This window comes from Marinobacterium sp. xm-d-530 (assembly GCF_013283365.1).
Classification (GTDB): Bacteria; Pseudomonadota; Gammaproteobacteria; order Pseudomonadales; family Balneatricaceae; genus Marinobacterium_E.
The window spans coordinates 104,947-117,289 of sequence record NZ_WBYM01000004.1; the positions used below are offsets into that span (position 1 = coordinate 104,947).

Consider the following 12,343-nt stretch of genomic DNA (forward strand, 5'->3'; position numbering starts at 1 on the left):
CCCTGTGATGGATGCGATTGAACTGTTAACCCAGCGTACCTCTTGTGGCATGTTGGAAGCGCCTGCGCCTACAGCAAAGCAGCTGGAGCTGATGTTTCAGGCCGCATCGCGAGCGCCCGATCACGGTCTGCTTCGACCTTACCGCTTCCTAACCATTCAAGGATCTGCGCTTGATCGTTTAGGCCAGCTCTACCTTAATGCATCCTTAGTTAAGAATCCTGATATTGAAGAGGCGCAACAAAATCGCCTACTGAATATGCCTCTTCGAGCACCGATGATCGTGGTCGCGATTGCGGTGATACAACAGCACCCTAAAGTGCCTGAGATTGAGCAGGTAATGACAGCCGCCTGTGCCGCGCAAGCTGTGGTTCAGGCAGCTTACGCACAAGGTGTCGGAGCTATGTGGCGTTCGGGTGATCTGATGTTTGATGCGAATGTGCAGAAGGGATTGGGTCTTAATGACAATGAAGAGATCGTCGGCTTCATCTATTTAGGTCAACCAATGCGAGATCGCCAAGCTCCAGAAATGGATCAGTCCCTATATGTTGCGGAGTGGACGGGTGAGTGATCAGGCGTTTCTTAGTTGGCTGCATCAGGCCATTCCATTAACGGCTGCTATGCAGATTGATGAGATCGATTACACTGGCAATCAACTTCAACTTAGTGCACCGCTAGAACCGAATCTGAACGATAAGGGAACGGGCTTTGCGGGTTCCATAGCCTCCATCGCGACACTGAGCGGTTGGTGTCTGCTGACCTTATGGCTCAGAGAGCGTGGCATTGATGCCGATGTTATGATTGCCAAAAGCGAACAGCGCTATTTAGCCCCTGTCACCGATCGCCTGAAAGCGGTTGCGACACTGCCAGATGACGCTGTCGTTGAGCAGTTCTGGCAGCGTTTTCAAGAGAAACAGCGTGCGCGGCTACCAATCAGCGTCGCCGTGGGTAATGAGCAGACAGTGTTTGAACTGCAGGGTGATTACGCCGCTATACAGCGATAGGAGTGTGTCATGACGATCCATCAATATGCTTTGTCAAAAGTCAGTTGTGCCGGCTGTGTTCGATCAATCGAAAAGGCCTTGAATGCTTCTGATGATATCTCTGATTTTGCGATCAACTTCGCCGATCGAACAGCTACTGTTGAGTCGAATCTTCCAACCACTGAGGTTGAACAACTGATCATCAATGCTGGCTACGGTGCCGCTCTTATAGAGAATGAAGAGGATCTTGCGGCTCGTGATCAACAGAATCAACAAGAGCTAAAACAGACCTTCACTCATGCCTGGGTTGCGATTGGCCTGGGTGCATTTTTGATGGTTCAGATGTTGGCAGGCCTCATGCCGCCGGTGGAGAGTTCAGAGGGTCTGGTGAATGGCCTAATCACGGCTACACTCTCCGCGATGGTGATGTTCCACTCAGGTGGCCATATTTTCCGAGGGGCGCTTCAGAGTTTTAAACGTCTCGATTTTAATATGGATACACTGATTGCCTTGGGCACCGGGGTAGCCTGGCTCTATTCAGCACTTCTGCTGATGTTCATTCAATGGATTCCAGAGTCGATCCCCACGCAAGCCAGACACCTCTACTTTGAAGCCTCAGTTATGATTATTGGCTTCATCCTGCTGGGTCAAGCCTTAGAGGCTAAGGGGCGAAATCAGACCGCAGAAGCCTTGCGTCACCTAATGAATTTACAACCGAAAACAGCGCTAAAAGTGATTGAAGGTGAAGCCAAAGAGGTCTCTATTCAACTCCTGCTGCCTGGTGATCTGGTCCGAGTCCTACCAGGACAGACGATACCGGTTGATGCCCTAGTGGTTGAAGGCAGTAGCTATGTTGACGAATCGATGCTGACCGGTGAGTCTGTTCCAGTTCAACGTCAGTTAGATGACCAAGTGACCGGAGGCACGCTCAATGGTGAGGGCGTTTTACTGGTTCGTGTGACCGAAGTAGGGCAGAAGACTCGCCTCGCTCAAATCCTATCGTCTGTCAGAGAGGCACAAAACAGCAAACCTGCACTGGGTAAGTTGGCGGATAAAATAGCCTCTATCTTTGTACCCGTCGTCATTCTTATTGCACTGCTTGTGTTTGCACTCTGGTGGTTTGTTGGTCCAGAACCGACTTGGTCTTATGCCACTCTAGCCAGCATGACCGTATTAATTGTGGCCTGCCCTTGTGCGTTGGGTCTGGCGACCCCAATGGCAGTGATGGTGGGTGTGGGTCGTGCTGCTAAAATGGGTGTGCTTATTCGAGAGGGCGATGCCCTGCAGCGATCACAAGACCTGACCTGTGTCGTCATGGATAAGACCGGCACATTGACTCAAGGCAAACCCTCACTGACTCATCAGCATGCTGCACCTGAGTATGCAGCAATCGCCAAAACGCTTGCTTCACACTCTGAGCATCCACTCTCTAAAGCCTTAAGTCATTCACTCGAGGGAGGCGCTTGCGAGGTTGATCAATTCAGATCGATCTCTGGTTCTGGTGTGGAAGCGGTCATTGACGATGAAACCTATCGTTTGGGTAGCGGGCAATGGATGGAAACCTTTGATATCGATTCATCCGATTTTGTCTGTGATGCAGAAGCGTGGAGTGAAGAGGGCGCCTCATTGGTCTGGTTGTTTAATAGCAGCCGAGTCTTAGCCCTGTTTGCTTTGAATGATGCCCTTCGTGATGATAGTCAATCTGCCGTCGAGCGTTTCAAAGTGATGGGTCTTCGATTAGTACTACTGTCGGGCGATCACTCAGTGGCGGCTGAAGCGATCGCCAAACAAGCAGGCATTAGTGAAGTCATTGCCGGTGTTCAGCCTGAGCAAAAACTGCAGACAATCGCCCAACTTCAGGCCGAGGGTGAGGTGGTTGCTATGGTTGGGGATGGTATTAATGACGCCCCAGCGCTGGCGCAAGCGGATGTTGGTTATGCAATGGGTGGTGGTACTGATGTGGCGTTAGCTTCTGCTGATGTAGCACTGATGCAGAACTCTTTGCATGCGGTAGCGGATGCGATTCAGTTGTCGCGATTAACGGTCAACAATATCAAACAGAATTTGTTCGGCGCATTTTTCTACAATGTCGCGGCGATTCCTGTTGCTGCGGGTATTCTATATCCCGTGTTTGGTCTTTTACTCAATCCGATGATCGCCGGCGCAGCGATGGCACTGTCGTCAGTGACGGTCGTTGCCAATGCGCGCAGGCTGAACCAAGTGAACCTATCGCGCTAATCGATACGTTCTAGGCTCAAAATTGTGATCGGCTCTCTTGGTACATTCCGGTAGTAACTGACATTGCCGGTTTGTACCGCGGAAATCTTATCGACGACCTCCATCCCTTCTATGACTTTGCCGAACACCGCATATCCAGGGCGATTGGTTCGTCCATCAAGACCTAAGTTATCAACTGTGTTGATATAGAACTGCGCTGTGGCGCTATCAGGTGCTTGGGTTCGGGCCATGGCAATGGAACCTCGAACATTGCTCAGCCCATTCATCGACTCATTCTTAATCGGGCTGCCCGTGTTTCTCTCACGCATCTCGGCATCCATACCACCGCCTTGAATCATGAAGCCTGGAATGACTCGGTGAAAAACCAAACCCTCATAATGATCTTTGTCGACATAGTTCAGAAAGTTTTCGGTAGAGATGGGGGCTTTCTCATCGTTGAGTTCAAATTTGATCTCTCCCATGCTGGTCTGCATCACTACCTTAGGACCAGCAAAAGCCAGCGGAGCGGTTAGAACAAGTGAAGCGATGAACAGATTGTTCTTGAAACGCATCGATTATCTCCAAGTCGTTTTATACTAATTCTTTAGTCTAAGACTACCCAATTTCTTGCCGGCTGAGAACCACTTTTCTCTCGGTGTCGTAATCCAGACTATGATGTTAATAATTAGACAGTCTGTTTTTGTGATGGGGCTTTTTTTAGCGCCTATCCTGAATGCCTCTCAATTGGTTGGTCAGGCCAAGCTCTACCCAGAAGTCATCACTTACGATGTCTATCGCAAAGGTGAGCCGGTCGGTCATTACACACTTCGTTTCAGTGATGTCACCCACGATCGTGTCGCCGCTGAGATCGAGATGGAGTTAACGGCGAAAGTCTTTGGCTTTTTCAACTATGAGTACCGATATCAGGCTAATGAGGTTTGGCAAAATGATCGACTCATGCAGCTCAACGTGAAAACGGTTAGCAACAAAAAAGAGTCATCGGTCACGGCCGTCCAAAAATCCGATGTTTTAGAGACAGTGGATAAAAAAGGGCGAGTGCATGCCTACCCAGCGGAGTTAATGACGACCCATCACTGGTATCGGCAGATTCTTGATCAGCGGCAGGTATTAAATAGTATCACCGGTAATATGGATGAGATTTCACCAGAGTCTGTGGGCTCTGCGCTCTTAGATGCCCGAGGTGAAACCGTACAATTGGATGGCTATCGCCTTGGCGGTGATCTGGATAGAACGGTCAGTTGGTACGATCGCGATGGGCGATGGCGAGCACTTGAGTTTAAAGCCAAGGATGGGTCTGATATTCAGGTGATATGGAACGGAGGTCAGCTGATTAAAGAGACCTCTCTGGCTCAGAATAGGGAGTAGCGTGGCTAGTCGAATTTGGATAATTGGAGGCAGTACCGGAATTGGCGCTGCGCTCGCTAAGGCTTACCTGGATGAGGGCTATCAAGTCCTAATCAGTGCTCGAAACGAAGAGCGCTTAATAACCTTTGCCGAGTCTATCGGCTGCCAATATATGCCTCTGGATGTGACAGATCGCGATTCCTGTATTAACGCTTGGGCCGAGATTTGCCAAGAGTGCATGCCCGATAAAGTCATCATCAGCTCGGGTACGCACCAAGAGATGCCAGCCACTGAATTTAATGCAGATAACTGTGAATCGCTAATGCAGGTGAACTATTTCGGGGCGGTCTACCTGCTGGAGGCGATACTTCCTACCTATCTTAAATCAGGTGGGCAAATTGGTGTCATCTCCTCTCTAGCAGGCTACCGAGGACTCCCTTATGCATCATCCTACGGTGCTTCTAAAGCTGCGCTGATCAATTTGTGCGAGTCCCTGAGAGTTGAGCTAGAGGATTCAAAGGTCGATATACGGTTGATCAATCCGGGCTTTGTTAAGACACCTCTCACAGACAAGAATCAATTTCAAATGCCCGCGTTGATATCGCCTGAGCAAGCCGCTGCGGAGATTGTGAAAGGGCTGAAAGGGCGTAGTTTTGAGATCCGCTTTCCTAAACTCTTTGCTGCTACACTTGCCTTGTTGCGGCACTTGCCCTACAAACTCTATTTCCCTCTGGTAAAACGAGTCACTAAACGATGAATCAAACATCGGTAAAACAATACGTTGAGCTTTTTGAGAACTTAACACCGGACAGTGTCACTCAGTTTGAATCACTGGTGACTCCAGATGTTCGATTCGCCGATCCGTTTAATGACGTTCGTGGCTTTTCGAAGATGTGTGAAATTCTGACCGATATGTTTGAACGCTCAGAGGATCCATCATTTACCGTCTTTGAATGGTGTGAACAGCCAGAGGCGGCTTATGTTCGGTGGGAGTTCCGTGCAAAGTTGCCTGTATTGGGGGTGTTTACAACAGAGGGGGTCAGTCGTCTCTCTATTAATGAGAGCGGATTGATTACTGAACATTTAGACTATTGGGATAGTGCACCCTTGTACATGAAACTACCCCTTCTAGGACGAATTCTGCGCTCGATCAAAGCGAAAATGGCGCTTCCTTCATAGCATCACCGCGCATAAAGCTTAGGGTGACGGTACCAATCGTGAACCCCCACTTTTTGACATAGGCTCTGTTGATCAGTACTCCGCCTTGTTGCAGCAACATCCAATCATCGAAGGTGACACGCCAGCTGCCATCGCCCACTTTTAAATCGATGTCATACTGCCAGTTCAATGCATTCCCCTGGCTGGTTCCGGTTGCTGAACCAATAACGTCATCTGCGCGGCCTTCATAACGACCTGGGTTGGATGATGTGATCTCCCAAATGCGCTGGTCGCGCTCGCCATCATCATAGAGAAACTGTTCATCTAAGGTGAGCCTTTGGCCATCCCAGTTTCCATCAATCTCAACTTGAAATTGACGTCTGATGGTGCCAAAACGATCTTCGAAGATACCCCAAGCATAGACCTTGCCATTGAAGTACTCCTCTATCTTCAATTCTGGCTGCGATTGACTGATTTGATCGATCTGCATCTGTGAACACCCACTCAACATAACCATCAGTAAAACTGCTATCGTTTTTTTCAACGGATGGTCTCCAAACGCTTTTTAATTCTCTTATGTGTGTTGGCGTTCAACCTAAAATCGCGAACCACTAACACGGCTATGACTTTAAATACGCTGGGGATAAGTGCGTAGATCAATGCGAGCGCTAAGGGTGTTTGACCCACCATTTCAAGCAGACCAAAGGCGAGGGTGGCTGAGAGTGCCAGTGCCAGTTTTGTGATCATGTTCCACAGTGCAAAGAGCAAATTGGTTTGGGATTGTCCAAATCGCCACTGATGGTAATCAGCGACGTCAGCCTGAATCGCATGGGGTATCGCCAGATCAGCGCCCAACATCGCACCGGTTAATAGACAGATAGGAATGAATAACCAAGCAGTGTCACTACCCAGCATACTGGCGGGTACAAATACGACGGCACTAATCAACATACCCGTTCGCCAAAGATCGATTCGGTCTAGGGTTCGCGTCAGCTTAATCCATACTGGGATTGAGAGGATGCAAGAGAGAAAGTAGATCGCAATGTAGAGTGTTCGGTCACTCTCTGGTAATAAAAGAACCATTGTGATGTAGAGCGGAAACAGCGTCGCAGGAACGCCATTCGCTAAACCATTAAAAAACCAAGAGATTGCCAGTCTCTTTGCTAAGCGATTTCGTTGAATCGGTCGCCATGTGGAGGCTGAATCTGTTTGAGAGTCCTCTTTTCTATTTAAAGGTTTTAAACGAACCTTAGCCATCAATAGTGTCAGTGTGATGGACCCCAGTAGCAGTGCAATCCAAACAATGGCTCTGAGTGCTTCGGTGCTTGAGTAACCAAGATAGACCATCAGTGCAGGTATGAGCGCGGAGAGCAGAAGGCCTATCAACCCCAAAAACTCCCTAAACGAAGCGATCGTTATGCGCTCTTGTGCATCGCTGCTTAGACGTACTAGCCAGCTTAGGTAGGGGATTTGAATCAGCGTCCAACCAAAAAAGAGACCTATTAAACCTAGACTCATAGAGATGGCAACAAAGGATTCTGCGGGATAGATCAATAGAAGTGAGGATGGGATACAGATCAACCCACCTGCAATGATGACCGCTCTTTGAGTTGTGTCTGATAGTCGGTCATTTAACTTCCCTATGAAGGGATCTACGACGAGATCTGACGCTCTTGCAAAAAAAAGAATCAGCGCGATCAGACCAAGCGATAAGCCCCACTGTTCGTGGTACCAGGTGGGTAGGTTGATATAGAGCGCTAGAGTTGGAAGTGAGAGCGGAAGAGCCGGAAGGGCATAAAATCCTATCTGGCTCTTCGAGAGTTTAGTGCTGTATTTTGTAGAGTCCGACATCAATCGAACCCTCTCTAAACCCACCCTCACAATAGGCTAGATAGTAAACCCACATGCGTCTAAAGCGCTCATCGAACGCTTCGGTCGCCTTGATGCTTGGCCAAGCGTTTAAGAAGTTTCGGCGCCAAATCTCTAGGGTCTTGGCATAATCCAAACCGAACAACTTCTGTTCACAGAGTTTTAGATCCGCTAACAAGATTTCTCCCTCTAGCGCGGTAGGGCTTGGTAGCATGCCGCCAGGGAATATGTAGCGCTGAATGAAGTCGGCAGAGCTGCGGTACTGTTCAAAACGATCATCGGCAATGCTAATAATTTGCAGGACCGCGCTTCCCCCTTTCTTAAGACGTTTTTTTAGAGTCTCGAAGTAGGTTGGCCAGTGCTCTTCGCCGACCGCTTCAAACATCTCTATTGAGACAATGTGATCGTATTCACCTTGGATGTCACGGTAATCGATAAGCTGTAGGTCCGCCTGATTGTTTAAACCTAAGCGACTCATTCGATCTTTGGCAAATGCGAGCTGCTCTTTTGATAGAGTGATTCCTGTTACCTTGGCGCCAAACTCTTTGGTCGCTACCTCAGCAAAACCACCCCAGCCACATCCGATCTCAAGCACATGCTCACCGGCCTTAAGATCTAACATCTGGCAAATGGTTCGGTACTTGTTGAGTTGTGCCTCTTCCAGTGTCTCATCACTCTCAAACAGAGCTGAGGAGTAGGTGAAGCTTGGGTCTAACCACTGAGCATAGAAGTCGTTGCCTAGGTCGTAGTGGTAAGCAATATTTTTGCGGCTGCCCTTTTTCGTATTCGCACGGCCTAAGTGGCTTAAACGATTGAATAAACGCAGAAGGGGGTGGCCCTTTAGGATGTCATTCACTAAGTTTTCGTTGGCTAGAGCCCAGCGAATAACGCTGACCTCATCGGGTGTTTGCCACTCGCCATCCATAAAGCTCTCTGCAAAGCCGATAGATCCACCTCGGACAAGACGACGCAAGGATTTAAAGCTATTAATCTTAATGATGGCGTGATGTTCATTATCTGTCTGCTGGCCAAAGTCATGAATCATGCCGTTGGGTAGCTCAAGAGTCAGTCGCCCTTTAATCTGTCCATCGAGTGTTTTGTGCAACAGATTCAATGCGCGACGGTTGAACCAACCGAGAGACGACAGCTGCTGGTTGGAAAGGGTCGTAGTGTATTCAGAAGGACGCATCAGAAACCCTCGTTTTATTATCGATTAAAACCACTTGATGAGTCGTACCTTTGACTCGTTTTTGAAGTGGTACGCGTTTAAGCCAGAGTTGGAGCGCTTCCCAATGAATGCCAGCAATCACTTTGAAGGTCATCAAAGGGTATTTAAACAGGACTTTTAGCAGTGTTCTGTTCGTCAGCTCAGTTCGTTTACCAGTAAAGGTGGCGTGCAGAAGGGACCCTTCTGAGTCGGACTGTCGAATGCAGACAGAGACTCGCTGATGGGGTGCCAGCATGCGAAACTGATAGGGCGCCTTCATAGGCATAAATGGAGAGACGTAAAAGCTCTTTTCACTGCTTTGACGAATCTGATCACTCTTACTGTTGGTTGGGATCAGGTAGCTGTGTCGTTCACCGAAGGTGTTGTTTACTTCGTAAAGAATGACACCAAGGTTGCCGTCACAGTCGTAACAGTAGAAGACACTGAGTGGATTAAAGACGTACCCAAACATTCTGGGGTAGCAGAGTAATTTGATACTGTGACCATACTCAGACAGCTCGTATTGCAGCAGCTGCTCTCTCACCTGTTCAGCGAGGTCTCGGTCGCTCCCTTCGCCATGATCACGGTTTTTAAAGCTAAATAGATTCCAACGCTCTTTTGAGAACAGAGTCAGATTAACGTCGAGGCTATCTAGCTCATCAAGGTCAATCAACATTGAGGCAACTGAGTAGATGAAACGGTGACGCTTAGGCTTGAAGCGGTGATGCATCACCTTGCCTTCATAGAGCGCGGAGCTAAACATTAGGCTGCGCTCTCGGATGTTTGTGTTGTTCTAACGGGCTCTTGAACATGAATACGTCCATTGGGGTTGTCGACGGTCCAAGGTCGCAAAGCGCCTCCGAGCTGTTCCGCAACTGCGAGGCCTGATTGGATACCATCTTCGTGGAAACCATAGCCCATCCAAGCACCGCAGAACCAACTGCGTTGTTGACCTTGAATGGCCCAAATCTCCTTCTGTGCCTCAATGGAACGTTGATCAAACGCAGGGTGGTCGTATAGGAAACTGCCAAGAATCTTATCGGCTTTAGGTTCTTCGATAGGATTGAGTGTGACAAACACATCTTGTTTGGTTTGCAGAGGCTGCAGTGCGTTCATCCAATAGGTCACTGCAAGCTCACCTTCGCCTTGATCGCTTGAGGCCAGATAGTTCCAAGCTGACCAAGCACCTTTACGGACTGGCATCTGGTTAGTGTCAGTGTGTAACAGCGCACGATTGCGTTGGTAAGGAAAGGCGCTCAGAAGTCGCTGCTCTTCCGGTGTTGCGTCAGACAGCATCTCAAGGGTCTGATCAGCATGACAGGCAAATACCACCTGGTCGAAGCGACGCTTCTGTCCGTGGTGATCGATCAGAGTAACTCCGTCAGCATCGCGTTCGACACGGTGTACGCGAGCATTCAAGATGACGCCATCACCCAGTTGCTCAGCGATTTTATTAACGTATTGGCGACTACCACCTATCACTGTACGCCACTGTGGGCGGTCCTTCACTTGAACGAGACCATGGTTCATGCAGAAACGCATAAAGGTCTCTGCAGGGTAGTCCAGCATCTTATCCATGGGCGTTGACCAGATTGCAGCGCTCATGGGCAGAAGGTGCTCATTAATGAAGGTTTGACTGTAACCCTCGCGCTCCAAAAGCTGTCCAAGCGTTAATTCGGCCAGACTAGGGTCGTTATGGAGTCGATCAGAATCTTTGTAAAAAGCTAAGATCTCACGAAGTAGACCCCAATGTTTAAAAGAGAGGAGGTTGCGGCGCTGTGCAAAAAAGCCGCCCAAGCCAGAGCCACTATACTCCACTTTGCCTTTCTCTAGTGAGACGCCGAAGGTCATATTGGTATCGGTAGTGTCTACTTCGAGATATTTGAAGAACTCGACCAGATTGGGATAGTTAACGGGGTTGAATACAATAAACCCTGTATCCACCGGAACGTTGCCTTCGGGAGTGTCGATCTCAACGGTATTTGAGTGGCCGCCAAGGCGATCATCTTTTTCAAAAAGTGAAACGTTATGGCGTTTACTTAAAAGCCAGGCGGCGGATAATCCGGAGATACCAGAACCGATAACTGCGATATTCAATGGTTTTAAAGGCCTTACATTCATTATTGAGTCCATGCAAAAACAAGCTTGAATTTCGTTACGAACAGTCTACCTTGATAGATCAAAAGATGTCGGTTATTTTCAAAAAAGTGGCCAACGGTCAATTTTTACTATTTACTGTTCAAAATGTGATCCATTTATAAACCCTCTAACGTAGTGAAAGCGATGACTGATAACAGATCCGAGGAAACTGATGTGACTGCAGCAGTGGCAATAGCGGAGCAAAAAAAGAAGAAGGAGCGGGATGCATGGTCAGACCTGCTCGCGTCGCTTTCTGAAACCCGCAGTAAAGTGGATTTCAGCCGCTTATACGAACATTTTGCACCCAGAGTGAAAGCGTACATTATCCGTTTTGGAATGCCGGTAGCGGCAGCCGAAGAGCTGACACAGGAATCGATGCTGGCCGTATGGCGTAAAGCGCACCTGTACACGCGCAGCAAAGCCAGTGCCAGTACCTGGATTTTCACATTGGCAAGAAACCAATGCATCGATCGCCTTCGCAGAGAGAAAGCGGTTGAATACGAGTTACCTGAAGAAGAGATCGATCCCGATCAACGTCATTACGGCGAGCATGCCGTTCTTGAAGAGAGAATGAGTGGAGCCATCGCCAAGTTGCCTGAAGCTCAGGCACAGGTTCTCTACCTCTCATATTATGAGGGTAAGAGTCATTCAGAAATTTCCGAGCAGTTAGGTATACCGCTCGGCAGCGTTAAATCGAGATTGAGATTGGCATTCAGCAAACTCAAAGCTCATTGGGGAGAAGAAGAGTGAAAATAAGTCATCATCTTGACGATGCTACCCTTATGGCACGTGCCGCCGGCGCGCTGTCTGATGGTATGACACTGTTGGTTGATAGTCATCTTCACTGGTGCAAGACCTGTCAAACTAAAGCGTGGGAAGCAGAGTGTATCGGCGGTGAGTTACTTTCTGACATCCAACCGCAAGCGATGAGCGAAGGCTCTTTAGACTCCATTTTGGGTATGCTCGATGGTAGCGAAGAGGTGGTTGCTGAACGAGCTGTCAAAGTCAAAGGCAGTGCAGAAGTTCCAGAACCTCTGGCGCAAATTGTCGGATCTGACCTGGATGCCATTGAGTGGAAGCGTCTTGGCCCGGGTGTGCAACATTACGATTTTAATTTCCCTGGAGAGGGAGCGTGTCGTCTTCTTAGAATTCAGCCTGGCGTCTCTGTGCCGCACCATACCCACAAGGGTAATGAGCTGACGATGATCCTTCGTGGCTCGTACAGTGACGATGTGGGGCGTTTCTGTCAGGGCGATGTCGCAGATCTTGATGAAGAGATCAAACACCAGCCGATCGTTGATACCGGTTCTGAGTGCATCTGTCTGATCGCAACTGAAGCGCCACTTAAATTTACAGGTATTATGGGTCGTCTGGCTCAGCCATTCATTGGTCTGTAATCACTATTGAA

Annotated in this window: 14 protein-coding genes; 8 read left to right on the plus strand and 6 right to left on the minus strand. The window is 48.7% G+C overall.

Going from position 1 to position 12,343, the window contains the following annotated elements; all coding sequences use genetic code 11:
- The first annotated feature begins 7 nt into the window (after positions 1-7).
- Genes XMD530_RS07765 through XMD530_RS07775 form a run of 3 tightly spaced genes read left to right on the plus strand, consistent with a single transcriptional unit; the run spans position 8 to position 3,218 of the window.
- Entirely contained in the window at positions 8-568 is a 561-nt protein-coding gene (locus XMD530_RS07765; protein ID WP_173506989.1) for a nitroreductase family protein, read from the plus strand.
- Complete coding sequence (locus XMD530_RS07770; RefSeq protein WP_173481388.1) at positions 561-1,001, plus strand: YiiD C-terminal domain-containing protein; 441 nt, start codon at positions 561-563, stop codon at positions 999-1,001. The genes XMD530_RS07765 and XMD530_RS07770 overlap by 8 nt, the downstream gene beginning before the upstream one ends.
- 9 nt (positions 1,002-1,010) lie before the next feature.
- Positions 1,011-3,218 (plus strand): heavy metal translocating P-type ATPase, encoded by a 2,208-nt coding sequence (locus XMD530_RS07775; RefSeq protein WP_173481387.1) that lies wholly within the window; start codon positions 1,011-1,013, stop codon positions 3,216-3,218.
- Here the strand turns inward: XMD530_RS07775 and XMD530_RS07780 are convergent.
- On the minus strand, positions 3,215-3,769 hold the full coding sequence (locus tag XMD530_RS07780; RefSeq protein WP_173481386.1) for a peptidylprolyl isomerase: 555 nt from the start codon (positions 3,767-3,769) through the stop codon (positions 3,215-3,217). The two genes, XMD530_RS07775 and XMD530_RS07780, sit on opposite strands and share 4 nt — an antisense overlap.
- Before the next feature lie 100 nt (positions 3,770-3,869).
- On the opposite strand from XMD530_RS07780, the gene XMD530_RS07785 reads away from it, so the two are divergent.
- Genes XMD530_RS07785 through XMD530_RS07795 form a run of 3 tightly spaced genes read left to right on the plus strand, consistent with a single transcriptional unit; the run spans position 3,870 to position 5,741 of the window.
- Positions 3,870-4,583 (plus strand): DUF6134 family protein, encoded by a 714-nt coding sequence (locus tag XMD530_RS07785; RefSeq protein WP_173481385.1) that lies wholly within the window; start codon positions 3,870-3,872, stop codon positions 4,581-4,583.
- Between the two features lies 1 nt (position 4,584).
- Entirely contained in the window at positions 4,585-5,319 is a 735-nt protein-coding gene (locus tag XMD530_RS07790) for an SDR family NAD(P)-dependent oxidoreductase (RefSeq protein ID WP_173481384.1), read from the plus strand.
- Positions 5,316-5,741 (plus strand): nuclear transport factor 2 family protein, encoded by a 426-nt coding sequence (locus XMD530_RS07795; protein WP_173481383.1) that lies wholly within the window; start codon positions 5,316-5,318, stop codon positions 5,739-5,741. Before XMD530_RS07790 ends, XMD530_RS07795 begins: the two co-directional genes overlap by 4 nt.
- On the opposite strand, the gene XMD530_RS07800 is transcribed toward XMD530_RS07795, so the two are convergent.
- Genes XMD530_RS07800 through XMD530_RS07820 form a run of 5 tightly spaced genes read right to left on the minus strand, consistent with a single transcriptional unit; the run spans position 5,713 to position 10,917 of the window.
- Positions 5,713-6,237, minus strand: a complete 525-nt coding sequence (locus tag XMD530_RS07800; RefSeq protein WP_371731758.1) for a DUF3833 domain-containing protein — start codon at positions 6,235-6,237, stop codon at positions 5,713-5,715. The two genes, XMD530_RS07795 and XMD530_RS07800, sit on opposite strands and share 29 nt — an antisense overlap.
- A 23-nt stretch (positions 6,238-6,260) precedes the next feature.
- Positions 6,261-7,571: an MFS transporter gene (locus XMD530_RS07805; protein ID WP_173506990.1), complete on the minus strand. Its 1,311-nt coding sequence runs from the start codon at positions 7,569-7,571 to the stop codon at positions 6,261-6,263.
- Positions 7,543-8,778, minus strand: coding sequence for a cyclopropane-fatty-acyl-phospholipid synthase family protein (locus XMD530_RS07810; protein ID WP_173506991.1), 1,236 nt, complete (start codon positions 8,776-8,778; stop codon positions 7,543-7,545). The genes XMD530_RS07805 and XMD530_RS07810 overlap by 29 nt, the downstream gene beginning before the upstream one ends.
- Positions 8,765-9,559 (minus strand): DUF1365 domain-containing protein, encoded by a 795-nt coding sequence (locus XMD530_RS07815; protein WP_173506992.1) that lies wholly within the window; start codon positions 9,557-9,559, stop codon positions 8,765-8,767. The genes XMD530_RS07810 and XMD530_RS07815 overlap by 14 nt, the downstream gene beginning before the upstream one ends.
- Positions 9,559-10,917, minus strand: a complete 1,359-nt coding sequence (locus XMD530_RS07820) for an NAD(P)/FAD-dependent oxidoreductase (protein ID WP_173484610.1) — start codon at positions 10,915-10,917, stop codon at positions 9,559-9,561. The genes XMD530_RS07815 and XMD530_RS07820 overlap by 1 nt, the downstream gene beginning before the upstream one ends.
- A 162-nt stretch (positions 10,918-11,079) precedes the next feature.
- On the opposite strand from XMD530_RS07820, the gene XMD530_RS07825 reads away from it, so the two are divergent.
- Positions 11,080-11,685, plus strand: coding sequence for a sigma-70 family RNA polymerase sigma factor (locus tag XMD530_RS07825; RefSeq protein WP_173481378.1), 606 nt, complete (start codon positions 11,080-11,082; stop codon positions 11,683-11,685).
- The gene (locus tag XMD530_RS07830) at positions 11,682-12,332 is read left to right on the plus strand and encodes a ChrR family anti-sigma-E factor (protein WP_173484611.1); all 651 of its coding nucleotides are present in this window, start codon (positions 11,682-11,684) and stop codon (positions 12,330-12,332) included. The genes XMD530_RS07825 and XMD530_RS07830 overlap by 4 nt, the downstream gene beginning before the upstream one ends.
- Positions 12,333-12,343: the final 11 nt, after the last annotated feature.

Excerpts from the sequence above, each read along its gene's own strand:
- XMD530_RS07765 (WP_173506989.1), top strand. The coding sequence starts at position 8 with ATGGATGCGATTGAACTGTTAACCCAGCGTACCTCTTGTGGCATGTTG.
- XMD530_RS07775 (WP_173481387.1), top strand. The coding sequence starts at position 1,011 with ATGACGATCCATCAATATGCTTTGTCAAAAGTCAGTTGTGCCGGCTGT.
- XMD530_RS07780 (WP_173481386.1), bottom strand. The coding sequence starts at position 3,769 with ATGCGTTTCAAGAACAATCTGTTCATCGCTTCACTTGTTCTAACCGCT.
- XMD530_RS07785 (WP_173481385.1), top strand. The coding sequence starts at position 3,870 with ATGATGTTAATAATTAGACAGTCTGTTTTTGTGATGGGGCTTTTTTTA.
- XMD530_RS07795 (WP_173481383.1), top strand. The coding sequence starts at position 5,316 with ATGAATCAAACATCGGTAAAACAATACGTTGAGCTTTTTGAGAACTTA.
- XMD530_RS07800 (WP_371731758.1), bottom strand. The coding sequence starts at position 6,237 with ATGGTTATGTTGAGTGGGTGTTCACAGATGCAGATCGATCAAATCAGT.
- XMD530_RS07805 (WP_173506990.1), bottom strand. The coding sequence starts at position 7,571 with ATGTCGGACTCTACAAAATACAGCACTAAACTCTCGAAGAGCCAGATA.
- XMD530_RS07810 (WP_173506991.1), bottom strand. The coding sequence starts at position 8,778 with ATGCGTCCTTCTGAATACACTACGACCCTTTCCAACCAGCAGCTGTCG.
- XMD530_RS07815 (WP_173506992.1), bottom strand. The coding sequence starts at position 9,559 with ATGTTTAGCTCCGCGCTCTATGAAGGCAAGGTGATGCATCACCGCTTC.
- XMD530_RS07820 (WP_173484610.1), bottom strand. The coding sequence starts at position 10,917 with ATGAATGTAAGGCCTTTAAAACCATTGAATATCGCAGTTATCGGTTCT.
- XMD530_RS07825 (WP_173481378.1), top strand. The coding sequence starts at position 11,080 with ATGACTGATAACAGATCCGAGGAAACTGATGTGACTGCAGCAGTGGCA.